A 26,690-nucleotide genomic window follows, 5' to 3' on the forward strand; every position below is an offset into this window, starting at 1 on the left:
CCGCCCCGCCCGCCGCGCAGCCCTCCCCCGTCCCGTCCGCCGCGGCGGACCCGGGCCGGTGGGGCCGCGCCGACGACGACGGCACCATCCACCTGATCACCCCGGACGGTGACCGGGTGGTCGGCTCCTACCAGGCCGGTCCGCCGGCCGAGGGCCTGGAGCACTACGCGAAGCGGTTCGACGCCCAGGTCACCGAGACCGAGGTGCTGGCCGCCCGGATCGCCGGCGGCGGGGACCCGAAGGCGTCGCTGACCGCGCTGCAGGCGCTGCGCGACGGGCTGGACGACGCCCCGGTGATCGGCGACGTCGCCGCCCTGCGGTCCCGGCTCGACGAGCTCGTCGCGCGCGCCGAGCAGGGCGTCGCCGCGGCCCGCGAGGAGCGCGACCGGGCCCGCGCGGACGCGGTGGCCCGCAAGGAGGCGCTGGCCGTCGAGGCGGAGAAACTCGCCGAGGACTCCACCCAGTGGAAGCAGGCCGGCGACCGGTTCAAGACGATCCTCGACGAGTGGCGCACCATCAAGGGCGTCGACCGCCGGACCGACGAGCAGCTGTGGCGCCGCTACTCCAAGGCCCGCGAGGTGTTCAACCGGCGCCGCGGGTCGCACTTCGCCGACCTGGACCGGCAGCGGGTGACCGCCAAGGGCCGCAAGGAGGAGCTGGCGGTCCGGGCCGAGGAGCTCGCCGACTCCGACGAGTGGTCCTCGACCGCCGCCGCCTACCGGGACCTGATGACCGAGTGGAAGGCCGCCGGGCGGGCGCACCGGGAGGCCGACGACGCGCTGTGGGCCCGGTTCCGCGGCGCGCAGGACCGGTTCTTCGCCCGCCGCAACGAGCACTTCGCCGCCCGCGACTCCGAGTTCGCCGCGAACGCCGAGGCGAAGAAGGCGCTGCTCGCCGAGGCCGAGAAGATCGACCTGTCGGACCCGGACACCGCCCGGGCCGCGCTGCGCGGCGTGCAGGAGCGGTGGGAGGAGATCGGCAAGGTCCCGCGCGAGGACATCCGCACCCTGGAGGGCAGGCTGCGCGGGATCGAGGAGAAGGTCGCCGAGGCCGCCGAGGCGAAGTGGCGCCGGACCGACCCGGAGGCCCAGGCCAGGGTCGAGCAGTTCCGGTCCCGGGTCGAGCAGTTCGAGGCGCAGGCGGAGAAGGCCGAGGCGGCGGGCGACCGCAGGCGCGCCGAGCAGGCCCGCGCCCAGGCCACCCAGTGGCGGGAGTGGCTGGACGCGGCCGAGCAGTCGGTCAACGAGCGCTGACCGGCCGGGGCGGGGCCCCGCTCACGTCCGCGAGAGCGCGGCCCCGGCCCACACGAAGGTCAGCACGACGACCGCGAGCACGCCCAGCACCAGCCCGATGCCGGGCCCGGGTGCGGCGCCGGTCTGCAGCGACCAGATCGCCCACAGCCCGGTCACCGAGGTGATGCCGCAGCCGAACGCGGCCAGCCAGGCCAGCACCCACAGCCGGGTCAGCAGCGCCGCGACCGAGACGACGATCGCGAACGTCGTCATCGTGTAGGAGAAGAACGTCGGGAACGGCCCGCCCGCGTCGGCGGCCAGGATCTGCCAGCCCGGCGCCCCGGCCACCCACGGCAGCAGCAGCGAGGCGACGGCCGCCACCACGCCGACGGCGACCACCATCGCCCGGGTACCGGGGTCGATCCGGCGCATCGCGGCACGGCCGACCCCGTCGATCTCGGCGCGGGTCTGCGGGGACACGTCGCTCATCGGGAACCTCCGGAGGTGGTGGCGGGGACCCCGCAGCCGGTGGCCGGCTCGGGCTCGTCGGCCGGCCTGCCGAACACGGGCAGCCCCAGTGTCGTGGGTGCGGTGGTGGGTGCGCCGGCCGGACGGGTGCCGGCCTCGGCCGCGTCGCCCGCCCGGGTGCGGCGGTGGGTCAGCACGCCGCCGTCGGCGACGAGATGGTGCGGCGCCCCGCGGTCGATCACGACGGTGACCACGTCGCCCGGCCGGATCCCGGTCGTCGTACCGGGGGCGAAGTGCACCAGCCGCCCGTCCCGGGCGCGGCCGGTGAGCCGCCGGGTCGCGCCGTCCTTGCGGCCCTCGCCGCTGGACACCAGCAGCTCCACCTCGCGCCCCTCCTGGGCGCGGTTCTCCTGCCAGGAGATCTCCTCCTGCAGCGCGACCAGCCGCTCGTAGCGCTCCTGGACGACCTCCTTGGGCAGCTGGCCGTCCATCTCGGCGGCGGGCGTGCCGGGCCGGGTCGAGTACTGGAAGGTGAACGCCTGGGCGAACCGGGCCTCGCGCACCACGTCGAGGGTGTCGGCGAAGTCCCGCTCGGTCTCGCCGGGGAAGCCGACGATGATGTCGGTGGAGATCGCGGCGTGCGGGATCGACTCGCGCACCTCGGCCAGGATCCGCAGGAACCGCGACGACCGGTAGGAGCGGCGCATCCGGCGCAGCACGTCGTCCGAGCCGGACTGCAGCGGCATGTGCAGCTGCGGGCAGACGTTCGGCGTCTGGGCCATCGCGGCGATCACGTCGGAGGTGAAGTCGCGCGGGTGCGGGCTGGTGAACCGCACCCGTTCCAGGCCCTCGACGTCGCCGCAGGACCGCAGCAGCTTCGCGAACGCGCCGCGCCCGGCCTCGCCGCCGAACTCCGAGCCGTAGGCGTTGACGTTCTGCCCGAGCAGGGTCACCTCCAGCACGCCGTCGGCGGCGAGCGCGGAGACCTCGGCGAGCACGTCGCCGGGGCGCCGGTCGCGCTCCTTGCCGCGCAGCGACGGCACGATGCAGAAGGTGCAGGTGTTGTTGCAGCCGACCGAGATCGAGACCCAGCCGGCGTAGGCGGACTCGCGCCGGGCGGGCAGCGTCGACGGGAACACCTCGAGCGACTCGGCGATCTCGACCTGGGCGGCCTCGTTGTGCCGGGCCCGGTCCAGCAGGGTGGGCAGGGCGTGCACGTTGTGCGTGCCGAACACGACGTCCACCCACGGGGCGCGGCGGGTGATCGTCTCCCGGTCCTTCTGCGCGAGGCAGCCGCCGACCGCGATCTGCATGTCCGGGTTGGCGACCTTGCGCGGCCGCAGGTGCCCGAGGTTGCCGTAGAGCTTGTTGTCGGCGTTCTCCCGGACCGCGCAGGTGTTGAACACGACGACGTCGGCGGTGTCGGGATCCTCGGCCCTGGCGTACCCGGCGCCCTCCAGGAGCCCGGCCATCCGCTCGGAGTCGTGCACGTTCATCTGACACCCGTAGGTGCGCACGGTGTAGCTGCGGCTCACCCCTGCGAGGGTAGGCGCCACCCCGGCCCACCTGCTGCCCGGGGTTTCGCCGAAGATGGACGGGTGACTCCCGGTCCCGGCGCGCTCTCCCGGCGTGCGCTGCTGCACACCGGGCTCGCCGCGGGCATCGTGCTGGGAGCCGGGGGTGCCTGCACCGGCGGGCCGCCGGAGCCGGAGCTGGTCGTCGCCGGCGGGGTGCAGCCCGGCGTCTACATCAACCTGGCCCGCGCGCTGGCCGCGATCTGGCAGGAGCGGCTGGGCCTGGACCGGCCGCCGCGGGTGCTCAACACCGCGGGCAGCGGGCAGAACATGCGGCTGCTGACCGGCGGCGACGCGACGGTGGCGATCAGCCAGGTCGACGTGGCCGCCGACATCGCGGGCGGCCCCGCCGCGACCGGCCCGGACGAGCCGATGGCGCTGGCCCGGCTCTACGACGACGTCACCCACGTCGTCGCCCGCCGGGACTCCGGCCTGGCCCGGCTGTCCGACCTGCGCGGGCGGCGGGTGTCGATCGGCCCGGACGGCAGCGGCTACCAGGCGATCGCGATCCGGCTGCTGCGGTCCGCCGGGATCGGCCTCGACGAGCTCGGGGAGTCCGCGGAGCTCGGCCTGCCGGACGCGGTCACGGCGCTGCGCGAGGACCGGCTCGACGCGTTCTTCTGGTCCGGCGGGGTGCCCACCGACGGCATCCGGGAGCTCGCCGCCGGCACCCCGATCCGGCTGCTGGAGCTGGGCGACGCGCTCGACCGCACCCGCGAGGAGTTCCCGGTGTACTCGCTGGCGACGGTCCCGGCGAACACCTACGGCCTGCCCGGGCCGGTGTCCTGCCTGTCGGTCCGCAACGCGCTGCTGGTCACCGCCGCGATGCCGGACGACCTGGCCGAGGCGCTGATCCGGGCGGCGTTCGACGCGCAGCCGCGGGTCGCCGAGGCCAGCCCGGCCGCGGTGACGATCGACTCCCGGTCGGCGATCGGCACCCAGCCGATCCCGCTGCATCCCGGCGCGGTCCGGTTCTACCGCTCCACCAAGGGCTACTGAGGAAGGGCTACTGAGGAACGGCGGACGGCGCGGGCGGGTCCAGCCAGATCGTCACCCGCAGCCCGCCGCCGCGCGCCGGGTCCAGCACCAGTACCCCGCCGGCCGCCGCCGCGGTGCGCGCGGCGATCGCCAGGCCCAGCCCGCTGCCCTCCAGGTTCACCTGGCCGGGGGCCCGCCAGAACCGGTCGGTGGCCCGGGCCCGGTCCTCGGCGGGCATCCCGGGCCCGCCGTCGACGACGCTCACCCCGACCCGCCCGGCCGCGCGCAGCGTCGCGACCCGCACCCGTTCCCCGGACGGCGTGTACTTGAGCGCGTTGTCGAGCACCGCGTCGAGCACGGTCTCCAGGCCGGCCGGGTCGATCCGGGCGGTCAGCCCGTGCGGCCCGCTGCGGCGCAGCTCGACGCCGGTGTGCTCGGCCAGCGGCCGCCAGTTCTCCACCCGGTCGTCGACGACGGTGTCGAGCTCGGTGACCGCGTCCGGGTCGCCGGTCTCGGCGGCCCGCTCGGCCCGGGCCAGCGCGAGCAGCCCGTCCAGCACCCGGGACAGCCGCTCGGCCTCCTCCATCGCCGCGATGTGGTCGTCGGTGGCCCCCGGCGCGACCCGGCCGTCCAGGTTGGACAGCCGCAGGCGCAGCGCGGTCAGCGGGTTGCGGAGCTGGTGCGAGGCGTCGGCGACGAACGCGCGCTGCCCGGCGATCGCCTCCCGCACGGTCGTCGACATCCGGTCGAACGACCCGGCCAGCGACCGCAGCTCGGGCGGCCCGGTCCGCCGGGTCGGTTGCTCGGGCGGGCCGCCGGCGAGCACCGCGGTGCCGATCCGGTCCATCGCCTCGTCCAGCCTGCGCACCGGGCGGAGCACCCAGGCGGTGAGCGGCAGGGCCACCAGCGTCCCGGCCAGCAGGGCGAGCACGGCGGCCCCGGCGACCACCGACCAGGTGCCGACCTGGCCGGCGCGCAGCGCGTCGGTCGGCGACACCGTCATCACGGCGCCGACCACCTCGCCGTCGACGAGCACCGGCTCGGCGAGCACCAGCGGCGCGTCGTCCCACGGCATGAGCAGCGGATAGGGCGCCGAGCGGCGGCCGGCCAGCGCGACGGTCAGCCGGTCGGCGGGCTCCCCGGCGAGCTCGGGCAGCCGCTCCGACGGCCGGGAGGCGGCGAGCAGCTCGCCGGACCGGTCGAACGCCAGCACGGCGACGCCGTACACCTCGTCGTAGCGGGTGATCTCGGCGGCGAACGCGGTCGTGGCCGACCGGCCCTCCGGCGACTCGATCAGCGGGCGCTGGGCGGCGGAGGCGAACGAGATGGTGTCGGTGAGCCGGTCGGTGAAGACCTCCTCCTGGCTGCGCTGTGAGTCGGTGAGCGCCAGCGGCACCCCGAGCCCGACCGCGAGCAGGCCGACGAGCACCAGGACGACCAGCAGCAACCGGCTCCGCACGGGACGGTCCCCTCAGTCCTCGGTGGCCGCGAACCGGTAGCCGACGCCGCGGACGGTCCGGATCAGCTCCGGGCGGCCGAGCTTGGTGCGCAGGGTCGCGACGTGCACGTCGAGGGTCCGGTTCGCGCCGGCCCAGCCGCGGCCCCACACCTCGGAGACGATCTGGGCGCGGGTGCAGACCGCGCCGTCGGCGCGGGCGAGCAGCGCGAGCACCTGGAACTCCTTGCGGGTGAGCACGACCTCCCGCCCGGCCACGGTGACCTCGTGCCGCTCCGGGTCGAGGTGCACGTCGCCGACCGTCACCGGGGCCGCACCGGCCGGTGTCACGGTGCCGTCGGCGCCGACCTTGCGGCGGCGCTGCACGGCGTGCACCCGGGCCACGAGCTCGCCGATGTCGTAGGGCTTGACCAGGTAGTCGTCGGCGCCGGTGTGCAGGCCGGCGATCCGGTCGGACACCTCGCCGCGGGCCGTCACCATCAGCACCGGGACCTCGCTGACCGCGCGGATCGCCCGGCAGACGTCGAGCCCGTCGGAGTCGGGCAGGCCGAGATCGAGCAGCACGACGTCCACCCCGTCGAGGTGGTCGACGACGCCGCGGCCGTGGTCGAGGCGGGTCGTGGTCATGCCGTGCCGGTGCAGCGCCGGGCGCAGCGCGGCGGCCACCCGGTCGTCGTCCTCGATCAGCAGGATGTGCACCCGCGCCGCCCCTTCCGTTACGTGGCCGAGACCCTAAAGCTTCCTCAAGGTGGTGGACTCACCTGTCCGTTCCGTCCAGGCTCTCGCCATGTCCGGAGGCAGCATGAGCAGCACGCCCGCGTCCAGCACCCCCATGGTCCGGATGACCACCGTGCAGAAGCACTTCGGCGACCTCCACGTGCTCCGCGACATCGAGCTCGAGGTCGCGCGGGGCGAGGTCGTGGTCGTGCTCGGCCCCTCCGGTTCCGGCAAGTCGACACTCTGCCGCACGATCAACCGGCTGGAGCCCATCGACACCGGGACGATCGAGATCGACGGCACCGCGCTGCCCGCCGAGGGCAAGGCGCTGGCCGGCCTGCGGGCCGACGTCGGCATGGTGTTCCAGTCGTTCAACCTGTTCGCGCACAAGACGATCCTCGAGAACGTCACGCTCGGCCCGCTGAAGGTCCGGAAGGTGTCGAAGGCGGAGGCGGAGAAGACGGCGCTCGCCCTGCTGGAGCGGGTCGGGATCGCCAACCAGCGCGACAAGTACCCGGCCCAGCTCTCCGGCGGCCAGCAGCAGCGGGCCGCGATCGCCCGCGCGCTGGCGATGAAGCCGAAGGTGATGCTGTTCGACGAGCCGACCTCCGCGCTCGACCCGGAGATGGTCAACGAGGTGCTCGACACGATGACCTCGCTGGCGTCGGAGGGCATGACGATGGTCGTGGTCACCCACGAGATGGGCTTCGCCCGCCGGGCCGCGCACCGGGTCGTGTTCATGAGCGACGGCGAGATCGTCGAGGACTCCACGCCCGACGACTTCTTCTCCAACCCGCGCAGCGACCGCGCGAAGGACTTCCTGGGCAAGATCCTCAGCCACTGAGGTCCGCCCCGCCGCGCCTCGCGCGGCACCCCGATCCGTTCCCGAACGAGTGGAGATCCACCATGAAGAGAACCCGCATGCTGGTGGCGGCCGCACTGGCCACCACCCTGGCGCTGGCCGGCTGCGGCCAGGAGGGCGCCCCCGGCGGGGGCACGGACTCCGGCTTCGAGCCGACCGTCGCGGAGAACGTGACCGTCGAGGGATCCCCGACCTTCGACGCGATCTCCCAGCGTGGCCGCGTCGTCATCGGGGTCCGGGACGACCAGCCCGGCCTCGGCTTCCAGGACGCCACCACCGGTGAGTTCTCCGGCTTCGACGTCGACATCGCCCGGATGGTCGCCGGCGGCCTCGGCTTCGGCCCGGACCAGATCGACTACCGGGTCGTGCCGTCCGCGGCGCGCGAGGACGTCATCGAGCGCGGCGAGATCGACTACATGGTCGGCACCTACACGATCAACGACAACCGCAAGCAGCGCGTCGGCTTCGCCGGCCCGTACTACGTCGCCGGCCAGAGCCTGCTGGTGCGCGCCGACGACACCGAGATCACCGGCCCGGAGACGCTGCAGGGCAAGATCGTCTGCTCGGTCACCGGCTCCACCCCGATCCAGCGGGTCCGCGACGAGGGCCTCACCGAGCCGGGCAACATCGTCGAGTTCCAGACCTACTCGCAGTGCGTGGACCAGCTCAACAACAGCCAGGTCGACGCCGTCACCACCGACGACGCGATCCTGCTCGGCTTCGCCTCGCAGAACCCGGAGCAGCTGAAGGTCGTCGGCGAGACGTTCTCCGACGAGCCCTACGGCATCGGCGTCCCGCGGGACGACGACGCGTTCCGCACCAAGGTCAACGACCTGCTGCAGGCCTCGTTCGACGACGGCACCTGGCAGACCATCTACGACGGCACCCTGGGCGCCTCGGGCACCCCGGGCACCCCGCCGGCGATCGACCGGTACTGAGCCGATGACGCACGGCCCGGTCCCGGCGCAGGACGTGCCGGGGCCGGGCCGGCTCGACTGGAGTAGGGGGTAGCTCGGTGAACGTCCTGCTGGACAACCTGGACGTGTACGTCCGCGGGTTCGGGGGCACGCTCGGGCTGTTCGTGGTGGCCTCGATCGGGTCGCTGATCGTCGGCACGCTGATCGCCGGCATGCGGGTCAGCCCGGTACCGGTGCTGCGCGGCTTCGGCTCCGCGTACGTGACGATCCTGCGGAACACACCGCTCACCCTGGTGCTGTTCTTCTTCGCCTTCGCCTACCCGCGGCTCGGTCTCATCGACCTGTCCTTCTTCGCACTCGCCTGCATCGGGTTGACGCTCTATACCGCGGCTTTCGTCTGCGAGGTCGTCCGCTCCGGGATCAACACGGTCCCGGTCGGGCAGTCCGAGGCGTCTCGGGCCCTGGGTTTCACCTTCACCCAGACCCTGGGGCAGGTGGTGCTCCCGCAGGCCTTGCGTGCGACCGTGCCGCCGATGACGAACGTGCAGATCGCGTTGCTGAAGAACACCACGATCGCCGCCGGCTTCGCGGTGTTCAACGCGGGTGGCATCTACCAGACGGTGTCCGAGCGCGGCTACAACGTCCTCGTCGGCCTCCTCTGGGTCGCCCTGTTCTTCGTCATCCTCGTCGCACCCCTCACCTGGTTGCAGCGCAGTCTCGACGCACGTTGGGGGGTTTCCCGATGAGTTCGGTCCTCTACGACGTACCGGGTCCGATCGCGCGGGCAAGAAACCGGACGGTCGGTGTGGTCGGCGTCGCAGCGATCGTGGCCGCGCTCGGCCTGCTCCTCTACCGCTTCTACTCGACCGGGCAGTTCGCTCCGCGGATGTGGGAGTGGATCACCTACATCGAGATCCAGTACCGGATACTCGAAGCGCTGTGGAACACCGTCCGGGCGTTCGCGGTGGCGGCTGTCCTGTCCCTCGTTTTCGGCGCCCTGTTCGCCGCCGGGCGGCTGTCCGACCACTCTTGGCTACGAGTGCCGTCGACGGCGGTCGTGGAGTTCTTCCGAGCGGTACCGCTGCTCATCCTGATCTTCATTCTCTACTTCGGCCTCGACCAGGGCCTCGGCATCCAGATCTCCGCGTTCTGGGCCGTCGTACTCGGCCTGATGCTCTACAACGGCTCGGTGCTGGCCGAGGTGTTCCGTGCGGGGGTCAACGCCGTGCCACGCGGTCAGGGTGAGGCCGCCTATGCGCTCGGGATGCGCAAAACCCAGGTCATGACGTCGGTTCTGCTCCCGCAAGGGGTGCGATCGATGCTGCCGACGATCCTGTCCCAGCTCGTCGTCGTGCTGAAGGACACCGCGCTGGGCTTCCTGATCCTCTACGAGGAGCTGCTCCTCGTAGCCCGCCAGCTGGGTAGCCAGGGACAGCTGGGATCACCCATCCTGCAGGTCGCGCTCGTGATCGCGGTGATCTACATCAGCCTCTGCCTCGTCCTCGCCGGCATCTCCCGGCTCGTGGAACGACGGCTGGCCCAGGGATCACGCAAGCAGAAGCCTGCGAACCCGGGGCAGACTGCTCCAGCGGCCTCGCAGGCCTGATTCCGCAAGCCCGTGGCGGGGCGGCGTCCCGCCCCGCCACGGCTCACCCCCCGCCCTCGGCACCCCAGTCGACGAGCGTCTCGTTGATCCCGCACGATGCCGCCGAGGTCATCGGGCCGGTCACCCAGGGACCCTGGACGACGTGCCGGACCCCTTGCACGGCGACGTTGTTCAGCTCGCAGACCGCGAGCACCCGGTGCCTCCCGTGACCGTCGCTGCAGGTGTGGTGGACCTCGGGTGGCACCATCTCCTCGAAGACGTCGAACCGGCAGGCCTGCTCGGTCCCCGAGGTCGGTTCGACGACCGGCGCGTCCATCGGGCGCGGATCGGACGAGAGCATCACCGCCCCGATCGCCAGGGTTCCTACGACGACCGCGATGCTTCGCGCGCTCACCACGACAGCCCGATCGTGGCGCTCTCCAGCGGAGGTCGAGCAGTGTCGAGGCTGAGTGTCCCGGGTGGCAACGAGTCACAGGTCGCAGTCAGCGGACCATCACTCGGGCGGTAGCTCCCCTCGCAGATCGGACCACCGCCCTGGAGATTCACGACCCGCCACCGGATCGGCGTCGGGTGGGAGCCGGTCGCATCGATGTTGACCACCACACGACCACCAGGGAACCCGGGAGCTTCGAGAAAGCAGTTCCCACCCAGCTCCCCCGAATCCAGACCACAGGTCTTGGACGTCCCTCCCGACTGTGCGTGAGCAGGGATGGCCAGAACCGTTCCGGCAGCACAGAACGTGGTGGCGAGAAGCGTCGCCACGATCGTCCGCCTCGGTCGTGCTCGGTCCACGGGAGCTCCTCGGTTCGGCCATCGAAACGCTACCGACCATACTTTCGTTGGCGGACAACACAATCGCTCGACCAGGGGCCACGGAGCGGTTCCTGCCCGCAGCAGATGGTGCGACCTGCGATCAGCCGGGCGTTCAGCCCAGGTGCCGTAGGAACGCCTGCGGATCGTCCAGGAACGCCCGGGTGAGACTGACCGGGGCGGCGTCGTCGTAGGAGACCCTGCGGACGCCGTCCCCGGTGAGCTCCAGGATGTTCGCGCCGGGCAGCGCGAGCAGCACCGGCGAGTGGGTGGCGACGACGAACTGGCTGCCCTGCGCGGTCAGCTCCACCATCCGCTGCAGCACCGCGAGCGCGCCGGTCGGCGAGAGCGCCGCCTCCGGCTCGTCGAGCAGGTAGAGCCCGCGCGGGCCGAACCGGTGGGTGAGCAGCGCGAGGAACGACTCGCCGTGCGAGCGCTCGTGCCCGGACCCGCCGTAGGCCGGCAGCAGCGGCTGGATCTTGTCGAGCCGCTCCACCTCGGTGGCGACGTTGTAGTACGACTCGGCGCGCAGGAAGAAGCTGGTCCGCTCGCGGCCCGGCCGGCGCGCCACCCGCAGGTGCGCGCCGAGCTCGGACTCGCTGGCCCGGGTGGCGAACGCGAAGGACTTCGAGCCGCCCTCGGGGTTCAGCCCGATCGCCACCGCGAGCGCCTCGACCAGCGTCGACTTGCCGGAGCCGTTCTCGCCGACCAGGAACGTGACCCCCGGCCGGAACAGGATCGGGTTCCGGCGCAGCCATCGGGTCACCGGCAGGTCGAAGGGGTAGCCCTGCTCCGGCGCCGCCGGATCGAGCCCGACCCGCGCGACGAAGTGCCCTGCCCCCACCGGTCACACGCTAGCGACCGGAACCCGGTCCGGGCGTTCCGGTCACCACCACACCCGTTCGGGGGTGCCCGGCAGACCGTCGTTCCGGTGTGCTCACCGCTCGTCTCGACGGAGAGGTCGGAGTCACGGTGAACGGTCCAGGGGACATCCTGCCCGCTGCGGCGGCGCGGTTCGGGGACAAGCCGGCGCTGGTCACGGCGACGCGCACGCTCGGCTACACCGAGCTCGACCGGCTCGCCGACCGGGTCGCGGCGTGGCTGTCCGGTCGCGGCGTGCGACCGGGGCAGCCGGTCTCGCTGTACGCGCAGAACCGCTGGGAGTGGGTGGTGGCCTACCACGGCGCGCTCCGGGCGGGCGCGGTGGTGAACCCGGTGAACGTGATGCTCACCCCGTCCGAGCTGGCGTTCGTGCTCGGGGACTGCGGCGCCGCGGTGGTGTTCACCAGCGCCGAGCACGCCGCGACACTCGTCGGGCTGACCCGCGACCTCCCGGAGCTGACCGACGTGGTCGCGTTCGGCGACGGACCGGCGGCCGACGGTGTGACCGCCTTCGACGAGGTGCTCGCCTGCACCGGTGACGCGCCGCGGATCACCACCGATCCGGACTCCGCGTCGACCATCGGCTACACCTCGGGGACCACCGGCCACCCGAAGGGCGCCGTGCAGAGCCACCGCGCGGTGCTCACCAACTGCGCCGCGACCGCGACCATGCACGGCCGCACCGCGGACGACGTCGTCGTCACCGCGCTCCCCGCGCCGCACGTGTACGGCAACGTCGTGATCAACGGGACGTTCCTCGCCGGCGGCACGGTGGTGCTGATGGAGCGGTTCACCCCGGCGGAGACCCTGCGGCTGATCGGCGAGCACCGGGCGACGCTCTTCGAGGGGGTGCCCGCGATGTACGCGATGCTGCTCGCCGAGCCCACCCTGGACAAGGCCGAGCTGGGCTCGCTGACCCGCTGCACGGTCGGCGGCCAGACCATCCCGGTCAGCACGATCGAACGCTGGGAGCAGCGCTCCGGCGCACCGCTGATCGAGCTCTGGGGGATGACCGAGATCGCCGGGCTGGGCACCACCCACGCCCTGCACGCGCCCCGGGTCCCCGGGTCCATCGGCGTCTCGCTGCCCGGGGTGCAGGTCCGGATCGCCGATCTGGAGGACACCACCCGGGACGCCCCGTTCGGCGTCCCCGGGGAGCTGATGGTGCGCGGCCCGATCGTGATGCTCGGCTACCACGGCAACCCGGCGGCCACCGCCGAGGCGGTCGAGCCGGACGGCTGGCTGCACACCGGCGACGTGGCGTCGATGACCGCGAGCGGCCACGTGTTCATCGTCGACCGGCGCAAGGACATGATCATCACCGGCGGCTACAACGTGTACCCGGCGGAGCTGGAGCGGGTGCTCGCCGGCCATCCGGCGGTGGCGATGGTCGCCGTCGGGCCGGTGCCCGATCCGGTCCGCGGGGAGCTGGCCTGTGCCTACGTGGTCCGGGCCCCCGGATCGGACCCGACCGCGCAGGAGATCATCGACTGGGCGGGCGAGCGGCTGGCGGCCTACAAGCGGCCGCGGCTGGTCCGGTTCGTCGACGACCTGCCGACGACCTCGACCGGGAAGATCATGCGCCGGGAGCTGATCTCCCGGTTCGACGGTGACTGAGGCCCGGCGGCGGCGTTCAATGGGCGGCATGGTCAGCAGCGGCGGCCCGGGCGGCACGGGCGGCACGGGCGGCGTTCCGGCTCTCGGCCCCGTCGCCGGTGCGCACGGCGGCCTGGTCGAGCTGCTCGACCGCCGGGCGGCGATGCGCGCCGCGCTCGCCGAACTCGCCGCCGACGGGGACGTCTCGTGGATCGCCGAGCCGCTCACCGAGGGCGGCGACCCGGCGGAGGCCGGGGCGTGCCTGGTCCTCGGGCAGATCCGCGGCGACCGGACGGACCTTCTCCGGGGCCTGCGGGTGCCGCTCGGTCACGGCCTGACCGGGAAGGTCTACGGCACCGGCCGCCCGGCGTCGGTGGAGGACTACCTGCGGGCCAAGGGCATCACCCACACCTTCGACGCGCACATCGAGGCCGAGGCGGTCCGGCGGCTGCTCGCCGTCCCGGTCAGCAGGCACGGGCGGACGCACGGCGTGATCGCCGTCGGCGCCCGCTCCGACGGGAGCTTCGGCGACCGGGCGGTCGCCCGGGTACGTGCGGTCGCCGACGAGGCCGCGCTCGCCATCGCCGTCGCCGAACGCAGCAGGCTGGCCCGCGAGGTGGCCGTGCACGAGGAGCGCAGCCGGCTCGCCGCCGAGCTGCACGACAGCGTCGGCGCGCTGCTGTTCGCGATCGGGTCCGGGATGGCCGGCCTGGCCGAGGCCGCCGGCGACGATCCCGAGCTGACCGACCGCCTGGACCGGCTCCGCCGTCAGGCGGACCAGGCGTCGACGGCGCTGCGCGACTCGCTGCGCACGCTGCGCGCCTCCCCCGCCGCGCTGGCCCTGTCGGTGACGCTGCGCGCGGACTGCGCCGCCTTCGCCGACCGCACCGGGATCCCGGCCGAGCTGGTCGTCCTCGACGACCCGCCGGTGCTGACCCCCGACCGGACCGACGTCGTCGTCGGCGCCGTGCGCGAGTCGCTGCTGAACGTCGAGAAGCACGCGATGGCGTCCGCCGTCGTCGTCACCGCCGGGCAGCGGCCGGGCGGCGGGATCGTCGTCGCGGTGACCGACGACGGCGTCGGGCTGCCGCCCGGGCACCGGCCGGGGCTGGGGCTGACGAGCAGCGCCGACGCCGCGGGCCGGCTCGGCGGGAGCGTCCGGATCACCTCCGAACCCGACGGCGGGGCCACCTGGCGGATCGAGCTGCCGTGCTGAGCGCGCCGGGCATCCGGGTGCTGGTCGTCGACGACCATCCGGTCGTCCGGGACGGCGTGATCACCCAGCTCACCCGGCACCCGGACATCAGGGTGGTCGGGCACGCCGGCGACGGCGCGGAGGCGGTGCGGTCCACCGCCCGGCTGCGTCCGGACGTGGTACTGCTGGACCTGCGGCTGCCCGACGGCCTGGCGGTCGACGTCGTGCCCCGGCTGCGGGCCATCGCGCCGGCCGCCCGGATCCTGCTGTTCACCGCGTTCCCGGAGCACGCGGCGGTCGGGCCGTCACTGGCGGCGGGCGCCTGCGGGCTCGTCGTGAAGGACGCCTCCGGCACCACCCTGCGCGACGCGCTGCGTGAGGTCGCCCGCACCGGCAGCTACCGCACGGCCCCGCCCGCCGCGGCCGCACCGGTCACCGCCCGGGAGTACGACGTGCTGCGGCTCGTCGCGTCGGGCCACACGAACGCCGAGATCGCCACCGAGCTCACCCTGTCGCCGAACACCGTCAAGACCTACCTGCAGAACGTGATGCAGAAGCTCGGGGCGCGCAACCGGGCGCAGGTGATCACGAACGCCCGTGCCCACGGCCTGCTGTGAGCCGGTCCGCGGCGGGCGCTCAGAGGTTCTCGATCTCGACCGGTTCGATGCCCTCCGCCGCCGGCAGCTCGAAGCCGAAGATCCGGGCGTAGAACGCCAGCTCCGCGTCGAGCGCCCGGCGGATGTTCTCCGCCTTCCGGAACCCGTGCTGCTCGCCGGGGAACAGCAGGTAGGCCACCGGGACCCCGCGCTCGCGCAGCGCCCGGACGATCATCTCGGACTGGTTCGGCGGGACGATCGCGTCCTCGTCGCCCTGCAGCACGATCAGCGGGGTGGAGAACGTCCCGACGTGGGTGAGCGGCGACCGCTCGGTGTAGACGTCGCGGGCCTGCGGGTACGGCCCGACCAGGCCGTCGAGGTAGCGGGACTCGAACTTGTGGGTGTCCCGGGCGAGCGCCGCCAGGTCGGCGACGCCGAAGTGGTCGGCCCCCGCGGAGAACGGGGTGTCGTCGCGGGCCAGCGCGGCGAGCGTGGTGAACCCGCCCGCGGAGCCGCCGCGGATCGCGAGCCGGGCCGGATCGACCCGGCCGGTGCCGGCGAGGGTGCGGGCCGCGGCCAGGCAGTCGGCGACGTCGACGATCCCCCAGGCGCCCTTCAGCTCCTCCCGGTAGGCGCGGCCGTAGCCGGTGGAGCCGCCGTAGTCGACGTCGACGACGCCGAACCCGCGGCTGGTCCAGTACTGGACGCCGACGTTCAGCACCGGCACCGCCGCCCCGGTGGGGCCGCCGTGGATCACCACCAGCAGCGGGGGCAGCTCCCCCTCGGGGGCGTCGTGCGCGCCGAGCGGCGGGTAGTAGAGCCCGTACCCGGTGCGCGGTGCGCCGTCCCGGTCGGTCGAGGCGAACCGGATCGACTCGGGCACCGAGATCGTCTCCGGGTGCAGGCCCAGGTCGCGCGGCGCGCGCAGCACCTGCATCCCGACGGCGCCGGGCTCGCCGGCCGCCGCGGGCGCCGGGACGACCCGATGCACCCCGGGCTCCGCGGTCGGGCTGCCGGCGACGCAGACGACGGCGTGCGGGCCGTCCGCGCGCACCGAGGCGACCGCCGAGAACGGGGTCTCCAGCTCGGTGATCGTCCCGCTAGTCTCGCGGACGACGAGCGCGTCGAACCCGTTCGACGACCGGGCGAACACGATCCGGCCGTCGTCGAGGAAGGTGTAGCGGGAGCCGCCGAGCGTCCAGCCGGGGACGCCGATCTCGGCGTCGATCCGGACCAGCGACTCGATGTCGTTCCCGGGCAGCCAGCGGTAGAGGTTCCACCAGCCGGTGCGGTCGGACAGGAAGGTCAGCGACCCGTCGGGCTGCCACTGCGGCTCGGTGACCGACTCCCCCGGCCCGCCCGCGACGACCGTGTCGGTGCCGGTGGCGAGATCGCGCACGGTCAGCTCGACGTCGTCCCACGGCATCGACGGGTGGTTCCAGGACAGCCAGGCCAGGGTGGTCGCGTCCGGTGAGATCCGCGGCGCCGCGACGAAGTCCGGGCCGGTGACCAGCACGTCGGGCTCCGACGGCGCCCGCGCGTCGAGCCGGACGATCTCGTTGACGACGTCGGTCGCCGGGCAGCCCGGCGACGGGTGGTGCTCGCGGACCGCGACCAGCCAGGTGCCGTCCGCGGCGACGTCGCCGTCGGCGTAGCGGTCGCCGCGCGGCACCGCCGGCTCCGGGGTCAGCGGCACCGGGGCGCCGCCGCGGTCGAGCCGGTACAGCCGCTGGTCGGTCCACTCGACGTAGAACACGGTGCCGGGGCTGCCCGGGTCCAGCCACCACGCCCCGCCGCCGTACTCGTGCACGGCGGTGCGCGCGTTGGCGCCGGCCGGCAGCAGGTCGGTGCGGGTGCCGTCGTCGCAGCGGCGCACCAGCTGGATCCGGCCGCCCTCGGCGGCCCGGCCCTCGGCCCAGATCACCCCGGTGCCCTCGGTGCCCGGCGCGCCGTCCGGACGGACGTCGCCGAGCCGCACCGCGGCCGTCACCACCAGTTCGGACGTGACCGGTGTCGGCCACGACCCGTACCCCGAGATCGTCACGCCGACCACGCTAGTCGCCGCCCCGGTCAGCGGCGGGCGGTGGCCGCCTCGCGCAGCAGCCGCACCGCCACCGGCAGCGCGCCCGGGCGCAGCACCGGGGCGAGCCCGAGCACCCCGCGCAGCCCGACCCACCAGCGGACCCGCCCGTCGGTGCGGAGCACCCCGACCGCCGGTGCCCGGCAGGCGGCGACCGCGGCGGGCAGGTTCGGGTAGATCTCGGCGAGCCGCGGCTCCCGGCAGGACCGGGCCCGCACCCGCACGGTCACGCAGCCGGGCAGCTCGCGGGCGATCCGCGAGCAGGGCGCGCAGGTCGCGTCGTGCACCACCACCAGCTCCCGGATCCGCGTGCGCGCCACCCGGGCATCATCCCGCCGTGAGCACCCCGGCCAGCGCGACGGGGTGCGACAGCATCGGATGGTGCGAACCGGGGATCATCTCCGGGACGACGCCGCGCAGCCGGCGGGCCAGCACCGTCCGGACGAACGCGGCCGGGAACACCTTGTCCTCCCGGCACAGCAGGAACCGGGTGCGCACCGGCGGCCAGCCCTCGCGCGGCCACGGCTGCCCGAACGCGGTGCCGGACTGCTCCCGCTCGTGCTGCAGCGCCTCGTTCGCGGTCTCCTCCGGCACGTCGTGGTAGTAGAGCGCGACGACGTCGTCGGGATCACGGCCGTCCCGGGCGAGCTGCTCGGCGAACGCGGCGCGGTGCCCGGTCGCCGCCCACCAGTCCGAACCGGACTCCCCCGGCACCGGCACCATCGCGGTGATCAGCACCAGCTCGCGGACCGCGATCCGGTCGCACACCAGCGGCGCGGTGAACCCGCCGAACGAGTGCCCGACGACGACCAGGTCGTCCGGGTCGGGCCCGTCGGCGCGCACCGCCGCGACGACGGCGTCGGCGTAGTCCTCCAGATGTGCGCCGTCGTCGTCGCACGGGAGATCGACCGGCACCGCACGGTGCCCGCGCGCGGTCAGCGCGCGGGCCAGCGGGCCCCAGTACCAGCTGTCGGTCCCGGCACCGGGCACCAGCGCGAACGTGGTCATGGTCCTCCGACCGCCCGGTGCACCGCTTCTCATCGGTGCTGCTTCCCGACTGTGCTGCTTCCCGACGGTGCTGCTTCGCGACGGGCGCGAACTCGTCGTGGCTGCCGCCCGGCAGTGTCCCCGGTACCGTCGGGACCCCGCCACCGAGGAGGCCGCATGAACGACCCCACACCACCGCCGCCGGTGCCGGGCGGGCAGCAGCCTGCCACCGACTACACCGACGACGGCGTGCCGACGTTCGAGTACGTCCGCGACCGGATCGAGGGCCGGGCGGCGACGGCGGCCGCCGCGGAGGAACTCGCCGGCGACGACGGGAAGGCGCAGGAGGCGCAGGACGCGTTCGCCGACCGGGAGCGGAAGGCCGCGGACCGGCTGGCCGAGATCCGCCGGTCGATGGGCGGCTGAGCCCGGCTCAGCGGTCGTCGCCGACCGGCCGCCAGCGCCGGTCCGCCGGGGCGGGCGCGGCCCGCAGCTCGGCGAGCAGGGTCTCCGGGTCCGGCCCGGAGCGGACCAGCGCGCGGTCCGCGGCCCGCAGGAACCCCTCGGCGACGGCGTGGTCGAAGAACGCCAGCAGGTCCCGGTAGTACCCGGCGGTGTTCAGCAGCCCGACCGGTTTGGCGTGCAGCCCCAGCTGCGACCAGGTCAGCGCCTCGGCGAACTCCTCCAGCGTGCCGATGCCGCCGGGCAGGGTCACGAAGCCGTCGGACAGCTCGGCCATCATCGCCTTGCGCTCGTGCATCGACCCGACGACGTGCAGCTCGGTCAGGCCGTCGTGGGCGATCTCGTCGGCCACCTGGTGCTCCGGGATCACCCCGACCACCCGGCCGCCGCGCTCCAGCGCCGCGTCGGCGAGCTCGCCCATCGTGCCGACGCTCGCGCCGCCGTAGACCAGCCCGATGCCCGCGTCGGCGAGCAGCGCGCCGAGCCGGCGGGCGGCGGCGACGTAGGCCGGGACCCGGCCGGGGTTGGCGCCGCAGAAGACGCAGAGGGTGCTGATCGGGCCCATCGGTCCGCCTCCCGGCGTGCGCTCAGAACGGGTGGTTGTTGCCGCCGAAGACCTCGCTGACCGAGTCGTCGGTGAAGATCCGGCGGATCGAGTCGGCGAGCAGCGGCGCGCAGGACACCACGTCGACGTTCGGCGGGGCGCCGGGCCGCAGCGGGATCGTGTCGGTGACCACGATCCGCTCGAACGGCGCACCGGCGAGCCGCTGGTAGGCGGGCCCGGAGAACGGGGCGTGGGTGGCCGCGGCGAACACCCGCCGGGCACCGGCCCGCATCACCGCCTCGCCGGCCGCGCACAGCGTGCCCGCGGTGTCGATGATGTCGTCGACGACGATCGCGGTCCGCCCGGTCACGTCGCCGATCACGTGCCCGATCTCGGCGACCTGCTGCTGCGGGCGTTCCTTGTCCAGGATCGCCAGCTCCGCCCCGATCCGGGTGGCGAACTGCTTGTTCAGCTTCACCCGGCCGGCGTCGGGGGCGACGACGACCAGATCGTCGTCGAGCCCGGCGAAGTGGTCGGCGAGCATCATCAGCGCCGTCATGTGGTCGACCGGCACCCCGAAGAAGCCCTGCAGCTGCCCGGCGTGCAGGTCCATCGTCAGCACCCGGTCCACCCCGACCGCCTCCAGGGTGCGGGCCACCACCCGGGCCGAGATCGGCTCACGCGGCGCGGACTTCTTGTCCTGCCGGGCGTAGCCGTACCAGGGGGTCACCGCGATCACCCGGTGCGCGCTGGCGCCGACCGCGGCGTCGATCATCACCAGCAGCTCGAGCAGCGCGTCGTTGGCGTTCACCCCCTGCACCGGGTTCGCGCACATCGGCTGCACGAGGAACACGTCGGCGCCGCGGATGGACTCGGTGAACCGGCAGTAGACCTCGCCGTTGGCGAAGGTCCGCAGGGTCACCGGGCCGGGGTCCACGCCGAGCTCGCCGGCGATCCGGGCGCCCAGCACCGGGTTCGCCCGGCCGGTGAACACCATCAGCCGCTTGTCGTAGCCGAGCGGGAGGCTGGTGCCGGTCACAGCCCGCACCCGGTCACAGCCCGCGCCCGGTCACTGCCCGCACCCGGTCGCTGCCCGCTCCAGCAGCTGCCTGCCCAGCGCGTAGGCGCCGCGCAGGTCGTCGCCGGTGAAGCAGACCGACGCCCTGGCCCGCACCGCGTCGCTGCAGTTCACGCCGACCGTGTTCGGCAGCCGGTCGAACAGCAGCAGATCGGAGGTGGAGTCGCCGTAGGCGACGCAGTCCCGCTCGCCGAGCCCCAGCTCGTCGAGCAGCGCGGTGGTGATGTCGACCTTGTGCTGCAGGGTGAGCAGGCCGTCCTCGGCGACCGGGACCCCGGGTTCGACGGCGGATCCGTAGGTCCGGTGCGCACCCCAGCCGGTCAGCCGCCGGACGAAGAAGTGCGGGGACTGCGAGATGACCGCGATCATCTCGCCGCGCCCGCGGATGTCGGCGAACACCTCCGGCACCCCGGCCAGCCAGTCCGAGGAGCGGAACGCCGCGTCGATCCGGTCCTCGGAGACGTCGCGCCAGAGCGGCAGCATCCGCTCCCAGAAGGTCACCGAGCCGATCTCGCCGCGGACCCACTCCTGCTCGATCCGGTCGGCCTCGGCGAACCGGCCGAGATGGCGGGACAGCTCCACCGACGCCGCGCCGCGCAGCAGGGTGCCGTCCATGTCGAACACGTGCAGCCGCTTCATCGGTGTGGTCGCTCCAGGGTCGGTTCGTCCGTCATGTCCGTCCGTCATGTCCGTCCGTCGTGCTGTTGCGCCCCCGGAGCGCGGCGGGACACCGGCCCGCCGCGCTCCGGCCGGGCCGGTTCAGGCGATGGCGGCGGTCACGGCCGTCTCGTCCGACACCGTCCGCATCGGACCGACGTGCCCGATGTAGTACTCCTCCGGGACCTCCCGCTCGGCGTTCGCGATCACCTCGGTGAAGTCCCACTTCTTCAGCAGCTTGCCGTCCCGGAAGACCGGCACCAGCACGTTCTCCGACTCCGGGATCGAACCCTTCGGGACCGTGGTGTAGGTGCCGTCCTCGTACTTCAGGGCCAGCCGGCCGGCCTTCGACGCCTTGAACCCGGCACCGGTCGGCGACTTGGCGATGTCGCGCCACTCGCCGTTCACCCGGACCGCGGAGGCCTTCTGGCCGAAGTTCATCGTGTCCCGGTTCCAGTGCTGCAGCAGGCCGCCGCCCATCCCGAAGACCGCGTTGTCCGCGGCCAGGCCGCGCCGCTCGAGCTCCATGTAGACCTGGGGCAGGCTGTCGAAGTTCACCCCGTCACCCTGCACCACCCGGACGAACGGCGGCAGGATCTTAAAACCCTTGCTGTTCGTCTCGTAGCCGAAGGACTCCATCAGCCACTCGGTGGTGTCCGCGGTGACCTGCACGATGTCGCCGGAGTCGGGCCGCACGCCGACCAGGCCGGGGAAGTTGCGGATCTCCTCCTTCAGCTCCACGCCGATGATCTTCTTGACGCAGTGCTCGTGGTCGTAGGTGTCCGACAGCAGCAGCGCGCAGCCCTCGGGGGCGAACACCTGGAGCATGTTGCGCAGCGCGTCGGCCTCGTGCTCGCGGCCCCAGGCGCAGAACCCGGCGTGCTCGGAGTTCGGGCCGGAGTTGGAGACCTTGCCCGCGTTGTAGAACCGCTTCGCCGCGAGGATCCCGGGGACGGTGTCGCTCTGGTCGAAGTTCACCAGGTGCGCCAGCCCGCCCAGCGCGGCGGACTGCTGCGAGCTGACCCCGCGGGCGCCGTAGTCGTGCAGGGTGTTGCGGAGCAGCTGCGGGTTGTCCGAGGTGCGCGCCAGCGCCTCCTTGATCACCATCTTGGACAGCCAGCTGACGGTGCCGATGGTGGTCGGGTACCAGACCGCGCGCAGCAGCGCCGTCTCGAAGAAGCTGGTCGCCCAGAAGTACTTCGGATCGGTGTTGATCACCTGGACCAGCACGTTGCGGGCCGGCAGCACGGTGCCCTCGGGCACCGCCTCGATCTCCACCGGCAGGTACCCGCCGTGGTCGTTGAGGATCCCCAGCCAGTTGTCCCGGTTGAAGTGCATGCCCTGCTCGCGCACCACGAACTCGGCCTCGTCGATGTCCTCGAGGGTGATCGGTCGCATCAGGTACTCCCGCAGGAACGCCTGCAGGCCGACGAACTGGGTCACCGGCCACGCCCCGCCCCGGGACTCGATGTAGCTCGACACGTACTCGGTGCCCGGCGGGTAGAGCGGGTAGTGGCAGTGCTTGTAGTTGTCGGTGTTGATGATCAGGTTGTCGAGGTAGCCCATCGGGTCCGTCTCACCTTCTACGAGAGTCGTTTCTACCGACCAGCCGCGCCGATGACTCGAATGCGACCGCCTGTCGTACTGAGATCCCTGCTGAGTGCGGTACCGCGCGCGGAGGAACTGCTGTCCTGCGCGGGACTGAAGCCTTGCCCATGCACCTGAGCGACCACCAGATGTTGGGGCCAGAGCACACATGATTGTAACGATTCTACTGTGACCGTCAACGCATCCTGCACACCCGGACCGGCAGGAAGGTCCCGCCGAACGGCCCCCGACCAGCGGCTCCCGGACCCCGATCACCCTGTAAGCACTGGTGGCCGGGCCGCGGCCGCACCTACCCGGGGCCGGCCGGACACCCTGCGACCGATCCCGCACCGAGCGCGACCCGATCCGCAGGCAAGCAAGGCAGAAACGTTTCTATCATGGGCCCACGCCGTCCGGTCCGGCGGGCGCTCAGACCTCCGCGCGGAGCCGGTCGGCGGTGGGCATCCCGCCGCGGGCGCCCACCTCGCGCACCGACAGCGACGCCGCGACGTTGGCCTCGGCGACGGCGTCGCGCAGCGGTGTGCCGGCCGCCAGCCGGGCGGCGAGCACGCCGTTGAAGGTGTCGCCGGCGCCGGTGGTGTCGCGGACCTCGGTGGGCCGGGGCGGGACGGCCAGCACCTCGCCGCCGGGCTCGGCCAGCAGGGCGCCCTGCGCACCCAGCGTCACGACGACGGCGGCGCCGGTCCGCGCCGCCAGCGCCGCGGCCCGCTCGCGCGGCCCCTCCCCCGGGACGCCCGCGGCGGCGGCCAGGTCCGCCAGCTCCCCCGCGTTCGGCGTCAGCACCGGGCCCGCGTCGAACAGCTCCACGACGACCGGGACCACCGGGGCCGGGTTCAGCACGCACGGCACCCCGGCGGCGGTCGCCGCGCGCACCGCGGCGGCCACCGCGGGCCCCGGGATCTCGGTGCTGACCAGCACGCAACCCGCCGCGGGCAGCGCGGCCCGCAGCGCGCCGGCCACCGCGCCCGGCTCCAGCGCGGCATTGGCGCCGGCGCCCACCGCGATCTGGTTCTCCCCGGCGTCGTCGACGACGATCAGCGCCGCGCCGGTGGACACCCCGGCGGCCACCGTCACCGCGGAGACGTCGACCTGCTCGGACCGCAGCTCGTCGAGCGCCTCGGTGCCCAGCGCGTCGTCGCCGACCGCGCCGATGTAGCGGACCCGGGCCCCCGCGCGGGCGGCGGCGACGGCGGCGTTCGCCCCCTTGCCGCCGCCGTGCCGCTGCACCGCGGGCCCGACGACGGTCTCGCCGGGCCCGGGCAGCCGCGTCGTGGCGACGACCATGTCGACGTTGACCGCGCCGACCACGACGACGTCCGAACCACTCATCCCGGCCTCACCTCGGCGGTCGCACGCTCTCACGGATCTGGATGGTGACCGGGAGCTGCTCGTCGACGGTCTCGCTCGCGCCGTCGAGCAGCCGGAACAGGGCGGTCGCCGCCCGGTAGCCCATCTCGTGCGCCGGCTGGCGCACGCTGGTCAGCTTCGGGGTGAGCAGCCGGGACACCGGCAGATCGTCGAAGCCGGCCACGCTGATGTCGTGCGGCACCGACAGGCCGTGCCCGGTCAGCCGCTCCATCGCCCCGATCGCCATCAGGTCGTTCGCGCACAGCAGCGCCGTCGGCCGCTCGGCCTCGGGCAGTGCGAGCAGCGCGTCAACCGCGGCGGCGCCCGAGTCCTCCCGGTAGTCACCGGGATGCACCGGGACCGAGTCCGGATCGAGGCCGGCCCCGGCGAACGCCTCCCGGTACCCGGCGAGGCGCTGCTGTGCCGTCCAGAGCGCGGGCGGGCCACCGACGACGGCGAGCCGCCGGTGCCCCTGCTCCAGCACGTAGGTCGCGACCTCGCGGGCGCCGCGCCGGGAGTCGCAGGTCACCGCGGGCAGGTCCCGGCCGGGGATCTGCTCGTCGACCAGCACGACCGGGCCGGAGCGGGCCAGGTCGTAGATCGCCGCGGGCATCGATCCGGTGCCGGACAGGTAGATGACGCCGTCGACGCGCTGGCTGCGCAGCAGCTTCGCCTGCTTCTCCTCGGCGGCCTCGGTGCCGTCCGGCACGATCAGCACGACCAGCACGTCCAGCGACGACGCCGCCCGCTGCACGCCCTCGGTGACCAGCGCGAAGAACTGGTTGGTCAGGTCGGGGACGACCATCGCCACGGTGGACGCCGAGCGGCGCTTGAGGCTGCGGGCCGACTGGTTGGGCGAGTAGTCGAGCAGCCGGATCGCGTCCAGCACCCGGTTGCGGCGCTCCTGCGCGACCGGCCCGCTGTCGTTGAGCACGTAGCTCACGGTGCTGACCGAGACGTTCGCGTGTTCGGCGACGTCCTTCATCGTGGGGCGACGGCGCGGCACGACCTGGACCTCCTATGTACGTGCACCGGCCGCCCAGCCGAGCACCGACGCCCACAGATCCTGGTAGTGCGCCCACCCCACGAACTCGGGGGGTGCCCAGTGCGGCGCCAGGTCCGAGGTGAAGGCGACGGACCGGCCCGAACCGGCCGGGCCGACGACCAGGAGCGGATCCTCGCCGGCCCGGGCGACCGTCGTCGCGTCCGGTTTGGCGATCACGCGATTGTAGCCGAGCAGCGGTGGCCAGTCGGGCGGGGTTCCGCCCAGCACCGGATGCGCCGGGGCGTCGAACTCGGCCTTCACGCCCTCCGGTTCCTCGACCCGGTCGTCGTGGTCGAGCAGCCGGACCGGCAGCACGTCGGCCAGCGGCGTCATGCCGAACCGGGCCTTGCCGTCGATCCCGGTGAACGACAGGTAGCCGCCGATCATCACCAGCCCGCCGCCGGCCCGGGTCCAGTCCCGCAGCAGGGCCAGCCGGTTGGGGCTGCGCTCGGAGCGCAGGAACGTCTCGTCCGGCAGCAGGAAGGTGTTGGAGCCGATGTCGGAGAGCACCACGACGTCGTAGTCGGCCAGCTCCTGGGCGGTGCGCGGGAACCGCGCGGACACCTCGTGCCCGCGGACGTAGGTGACCTGGTGGCCGGTCCGGTCGAGCGCGGCCAGGAAGTCGCCCGCGCCCTCCTCGTACTCGGTGCTGTGGAACTGGTCGAAGCCCTTCATGTGGATCGTGTGCTTGATCCACGACTCGCCCACGAACAGCACCCGCGGTGCGGCGCTCACAGGAGCCGGTCCCCGACGTGCTCGGGCAGCACCCTGGCCTCCGGCATCGCGATCACGTTGATCTCCCGCATGTCCCAGCCGACCGTGCGGTCCGGGACCAGCTCGTGGTACGTGCGCCCGGCCACCTCGCCGAACTCGCGGTACCCGTCGGCGTAGGGGTGCCCGACGTGGAAGTACTTGTCGAACACCAGATCGGCCAGGGTGGCGACGAGCTCGGGATCGGTCACCGGCCGCAGGGTGCCGGTGAACCGCACGCCGCTGACGACGGCGAACTCCTCGCCCTGGTCGACCAGCGCGGACAGCGCGCGACCGGCGGCGGCGTTGGCGGCGTGCCGGGAGCCGGCGTCGATCGGGAGGTAGACCTTCTGCTCGTGCACGACCAGCCACAGCGGGGACTGGTAGATCGCGCCGTCCTCGTCGAGCGTCGCCACCCGGATCGTGCGGGCCCGGGCCAGGTAGGCCCAGCGCTTCGCACCGCGCAGCGGCTGCCAGGTACTGGCGGTCACGGCCATCTCAGCTGCCCTCCACGGTGCGCAGCGCGCGGAGCTCGCGGCTGTACTCGGGTGCGTCGGCCACGCCGACCTTCGGCGACGGGCCGGAGGTCCAGAAGAACTTGTAGGCGACGCCGGTGTGCTCCAGCCGGTAGGTGTAGCCGGCCGGCAGGTAGATGTGCTCGCCCTCGCCCGCCTCCAGCACGATCGAGCGGCCCGCGGCGTCCTGCACGACGACGTGGATCCGGCCCTGCAGGACGTAGTGCGTCTCGTCGAAGTCCTGCTGGTCCCACTCGTAGGGCAGGTGGTCGGGCTCGCCGTAGCAGTAGCCGTGCCGGAAGTAGCGCGCGTCGTCGCGCTCCCGGGACAGGAAGATGTTGGTGACGATGCCGGTGTTGAACCTCAGCACCGGCATCTTGTCGATCTCGTCGGGCACGATCACCCGGGGGAACCGGCGGGCGTCGGGCGCGCCGGGGTCGTAGTCCGGCATCTCGGACTCCTCTCGATCGCCGCTGTCGGGACCTCCCGGCGGCGGCACCGGGGGTGCGCGGCACGGGGTTGAGACGTTTCTATATAGCCAGAGTGTTCGCCGGTCGTCAAGCGCCGGACGGCTGCCCGGTCGTTCCCGGCGGTGCCCGCCGGAGGATCCGGCGGGCACCCGGCTTTCCTGCACGTGACCAGGGATGACGACGATGTTTCCGGCTTCCCGGGGCGCCCGCGGCCGGGCCCGGTTGAGCGGCCGGGCCGCCGGCAGATCATCGCCGGAG

Annotated in this window: 28 protein-coding genes; 10 read left to right on the plus strand and 18 right to left on the minus strand. The window is 73.4% G+C overall.

Features of this window, described 5'->3' with window-relative positions; translation table 11 throughout:
- Positions 1-1,253, plus strand: a 1,253-nt coding sequence (locus tag ABD160_RS28300; protein WP_344028078.1) for a DUF349 domain-containing protein, incomplete at its 5' end; no start/stop codon positions are given.
- 21 nt (positions 1,254-1,274) lie between these two features.
- On the opposite strand, the gene ABD160_RS28305 is transcribed toward ABD160_RS28300, so the two are convergent.
- Together ABD160_RS28305 and miaB are read right to left on the minus strand one after the other, a co-directional pair.
- Positions 1,275-1,721 carry an Rv2732c family membrane protein gene (locus ABD160_RS28305; protein ID WP_344028081.1) on the minus strand — a complete coding sequence of 149 codons (447 nt, stop codon included), beginning with the start codon at positions 1,719-1,721 and terminating at the stop codon, positions 1,275-1,277.
- A complete protein-coding gene (gene miaB / locus ABD160_RS28310) occupies positions 1,718-3,235 on the minus strand; it encodes a tRNA (N6-isopentenyl adenosine(37)-C2)-methylthiotransferase MiaB (protein ID WP_344028084.1) in 1,518 nt (505 codons plus the stop codon). Before miaB ends, ABD160_RS28305 begins: the two co-directional genes overlap by 4 nt.
- A 63-nt stretch (positions 3,236-3,298) precedes the next feature.
- Between miaB and ABD160_RS28315 the strand changes: the two genes are divergently transcribed.
- Positions 3,299-4,273, plus strand: coding sequence for a TAXI family TRAP transporter solute-binding subunit (locus ABD160_RS28315; protein ID WP_344028087.1), 975 nt, complete (start codon positions 3,299-3,301; stop codon positions 4,271-4,273).
- Positions 4,274-4,280: 7 nt separating this feature from the next.
- On the opposite strand, the gene ABD160_RS28320 is transcribed toward ABD160_RS28315, so the two are convergent.
- Positions 4,281-5,711, minus strand: a complete 1,431-nt coding sequence (locus ABD160_RS28320) for a sensor histidine kinase (RefSeq protein ID WP_344028090.1) — start codon at positions 5,709-5,711, stop codon at positions 4,281-4,283.
- A 12-nt stretch (positions 5,712-5,723) separates the two neighbouring features.
- Complete coding sequence (locus ABD160_RS28325) at positions 5,724-6,407, minus strand: response regulator transcription factor (RefSeq protein WP_344028092.1); 684 nt, start codon at positions 6,405-6,407, stop codon at positions 5,724-5,726.
- A gap of 133 nt (positions 6,408-6,540) precedes the next feature.
- Between ABD160_RS28325 and ABD160_RS28330 the strand changes: the two genes are divergently transcribed.
- The 4 genes from ABD160_RS28330 (at position 6,541) to ABD160_RS28345 (ending at position 9,810) form a co-directional block, all read left to right on the plus strand.
- Complete coding sequence (locus tag ABD160_RS28330) at positions 6,541-7,269, plus strand: amino acid ABC transporter ATP-binding protein (RefSeq protein WP_344028252.1); 729 nt, start codon at positions 6,541-6,543, stop codon at positions 7,267-7,269.
- Between the two features lie 62 nt (positions 7,270-7,331).
- The gene (locus tag ABD160_RS28335; RefSeq protein WP_344028095.1) at positions 7,332-8,225 is read left to right on the plus strand and encodes a glutamate ABC transporter substrate-binding protein; all 894 of its coding nucleotides are present in this window, start codon (positions 7,332-7,334) and stop codon (positions 8,223-8,225) included.
- Positions 8,226-8,302: 77 nt separating this feature from the next.
- Positions 8,303-8,950, plus strand: coding sequence for an amino acid ABC transporter permease (locus ABD160_RS28340; RefSeq protein ID WP_344028098.1), 648 nt, complete (start codon positions 8,303-8,305; stop codon positions 8,948-8,950).
- Positions 8,947-9,810, plus strand: a complete 864-nt coding sequence (locus ABD160_RS28345; RefSeq protein WP_344028101.1) for an amino acid ABC transporter permease — start codon at positions 8,947-8,949, stop codon at positions 9,808-9,810. The genes ABD160_RS28340 and ABD160_RS28345 overlap by 4 nt, the downstream gene beginning before the upstream one ends.
- 43 nt (positions 9,811-9,853) lie before the next feature.
- Here the strand turns inward: ABD160_RS28345 and ABD160_RS28350 are convergent, their stop codons facing one another.
- Both ABD160_RS28350 and ABD160_RS28355 read right to left on the minus strand, forming a co-directional pair.
- On the minus strand, positions 9,854-10,204 hold the full coding sequence (locus ABD160_RS28350) for a hypothetical protein (RefSeq protein ID WP_344028104.1): 351 nt from the start codon (positions 10,202-10,204) through the stop codon (positions 9,854-9,856).
- A gap of 531 nt (positions 10,205-10,735) precedes the next feature.
- A complete protein-coding gene (locus tag ABD160_RS28355) occupies positions 10,736-11,464 on the minus strand; it encodes an AAA family ATPase (RefSeq protein ID WP_344028106.1) in 729 nt (242 codons plus the stop codon).
- Between the two features lie 128 nt (positions 11,465-11,592).
- On the opposite strand from ABD160_RS28355, the gene ABD160_RS28360 reads away from it, so the two are divergent.
- From ABD160_RS28360 to ABD160_RS28370, 3 genes are read left to right on the plus strand one after another with little or no spacing between them, the layout of a single operon-like run.
- Positions 11,593-13,119: a class I adenylate-forming enzyme family protein gene (locus ABD160_RS28360; protein WP_344028109.1), complete on the plus strand. Its 1,527-nt coding sequence runs from the start codon at positions 11,593-11,595 to the stop codon at positions 13,117-13,119.
- 28 nt (positions 13,120-13,147) lie between these two features.
- The gene (locus tag ABD160_RS28365; RefSeq protein WP_344028112.1) at positions 13,148-14,314 is read left to right on the plus strand and encodes a GAF domain-containing sensor histidine kinase; all 1,167 of its coding nucleotides are present in this window, start codon (positions 13,148-13,150) and stop codon (positions 14,312-14,314) included.
- Complete coding sequence (locus ABD160_RS28370) at positions 14,308-14,910, plus strand: response regulator transcription factor (RefSeq protein WP_344028115.1); 603 nt, start codon at positions 14,308-14,310, stop codon at positions 14,908-14,910. Before ABD160_RS28365 ends, ABD160_RS28370 begins: the two co-directional genes overlap by 7 nt.
- A 19-nt stretch (positions 14,911-14,929) precedes the next feature.
- On the opposite strand, the gene ABD160_RS28375 is transcribed toward ABD160_RS28370, so the two are convergent.
- Genes ABD160_RS28375 through ABD160_RS28385 form a run of 3 tightly spaced genes read right to left on the minus strand, consistent with a single transcriptional unit; the run spans position 14,930 to position 17,977 of the window.
- Positions 14,930-16,933: a S9 family peptidase gene (locus ABD160_RS28375; protein WP_344028118.1), complete on the minus strand. Its 2,004-nt coding sequence runs from the start codon at positions 16,931-16,933 to the stop codon at positions 14,930-14,932.
- Between the two features lie 26 nt (positions 16,934-16,959).
- Positions 16,960-17,289 carry a hypothetical protein gene (locus tag ABD160_RS28380; protein ID WP_344028121.1) on the minus strand — a complete coding sequence of 110 codons (330 nt, stop codon included), beginning with the start codon at positions 17,287-17,289 and terminating at the stop codon, positions 16,960-16,962.
- Between the two features lie 7 nt (positions 17,290-17,296).
- Complete coding sequence (locus ABD160_RS28385; RefSeq protein WP_344028124.1) at positions 17,297-17,977, minus strand: alpha/beta fold hydrolase; 681 nt, start codon at positions 17,975-17,977, stop codon at positions 17,297-17,299.
- 156 nt (positions 17,978-18,133) lie between these two features.
- On the opposite strand from ABD160_RS28385, the gene ABD160_RS28390 reads away from it, so the two are divergent.
- Positions 18,134-18,382 carry a hypothetical protein gene (locus ABD160_RS28390; RefSeq protein ID WP_344028127.1) on the plus strand — a complete coding sequence of 83 codons (249 nt, stop codon included), beginning with the start codon at positions 18,134-18,136 and terminating at the stop codon, positions 18,380-18,382.
- Positions 18,383-18,389: 7 nt separating this feature from the next.
- Here ABD160_RS28390 and ABD160_RS28395 read toward each other — a convergent pair whose 3' ends face one another.
- The 9 genes from ABD160_RS28395 to ABD160_RS28435 form a co-directional block, all read right to left on the minus strand.
- The gene (locus ABD160_RS28395) at positions 18,390-18,983 is read right to left on the minus strand and encodes an LOG family protein (RefSeq protein ID WP_344028130.1); all 594 of its coding nucleotides are present in this window, start codon (positions 18,981-18,983) and stop codon (positions 18,390-18,392) included.
- A gap of 22 nt (positions 18,984-19,005) precedes the next feature.
- Complete coding sequence (locus tag ABD160_RS28400) at positions 19,006-20,001, minus strand: ribose-phosphate diphosphokinase (protein ID WP_344028133.1); 996 nt, start codon at positions 19,999-20,001, stop codon at positions 19,006-19,008.
- A 30-nt stretch (positions 20,002-20,031) separates the two neighbouring features.
- The gene (locus ABD160_RS28405) at positions 20,032-20,679 is read right to left on the minus strand and encodes an HAD family hydrolase (RefSeq protein WP_344028136.1); all 648 of its coding nucleotides are present in this window, start codon (positions 20,677-20,679) and stop codon (positions 20,032-20,034) included.
- Positions 20,680-20,799: 120 nt separating this feature from the next.
- Positions 20,800-22,263: a nicotinate phosphoribosyltransferase gene (locus ABD160_RS28410; protein ID WP_344028138.1), complete on the minus strand. Its 1,464-nt coding sequence runs from the start codon at positions 22,261-22,263 to the stop codon at positions 20,800-20,802.
- A 450-nt stretch (positions 22,264-22,713) separates the two neighbouring features.
- Entirely contained in the window at positions 22,714-23,634 is a 921-nt protein-coding gene (locus ABD160_RS28415; RefSeq protein WP_344028141.1) for a PfkB family carbohydrate kinase, read from the minus strand.
- Positions 23,635-23,641: 7 nt separating this feature from the next.
- Positions 23,642-24,658, minus strand: coding sequence for a LacI family DNA-binding transcriptional regulator (locus tag ABD160_RS28420; protein ID WP_344028144.1), 1,017 nt, complete (start codon positions 24,656-24,658; stop codon positions 23,642-23,644).
- A gap of 12 nt (positions 24,659-24,670) precedes the next feature.
- On the minus strand, positions 24,671-25,432 hold the full coding sequence (locus tag ABD160_RS28425; RefSeq protein WP_344028147.1) for a glutamine amidotransferase: 762 nt from the start codon (positions 25,430-25,432) through the stop codon (positions 24,671-24,673).
- The gene (locus tag ABD160_RS28430; protein WP_344028149.1) at positions 25,429-25,938 is read right to left on the minus strand and encodes a pyridoxamine 5'-phosphate oxidase family protein; all 510 of its coding nucleotides are present in this window, start codon (positions 25,936-25,938) and stop codon (positions 25,429-25,431) included. Before ABD160_RS28430 ends, ABD160_RS28425 begins: the two co-directional genes overlap by 4 nt.
- Positions 25,939-25,945: 7 nt before the next feature.
- Entirely contained in the window at positions 25,946-26,413 is a 468-nt protein-coding gene (locus ABD160_RS28435) for a cupin domain-containing protein (RefSeq protein WP_344028152.1), read from the minus strand.
- Positions 26,414-26,690: the final 277 nt, after the last annotated feature.

The organism is Pseudonocardia kongjuensis (assembly GCF_039526905.1).
Lineage (GTDB): Bacteria > Actinomycetota > Actinomycetes > Mycobacteriales > Pseudonocardiaceae > Pseudonocardia > Pseudonocardia kongjuensis.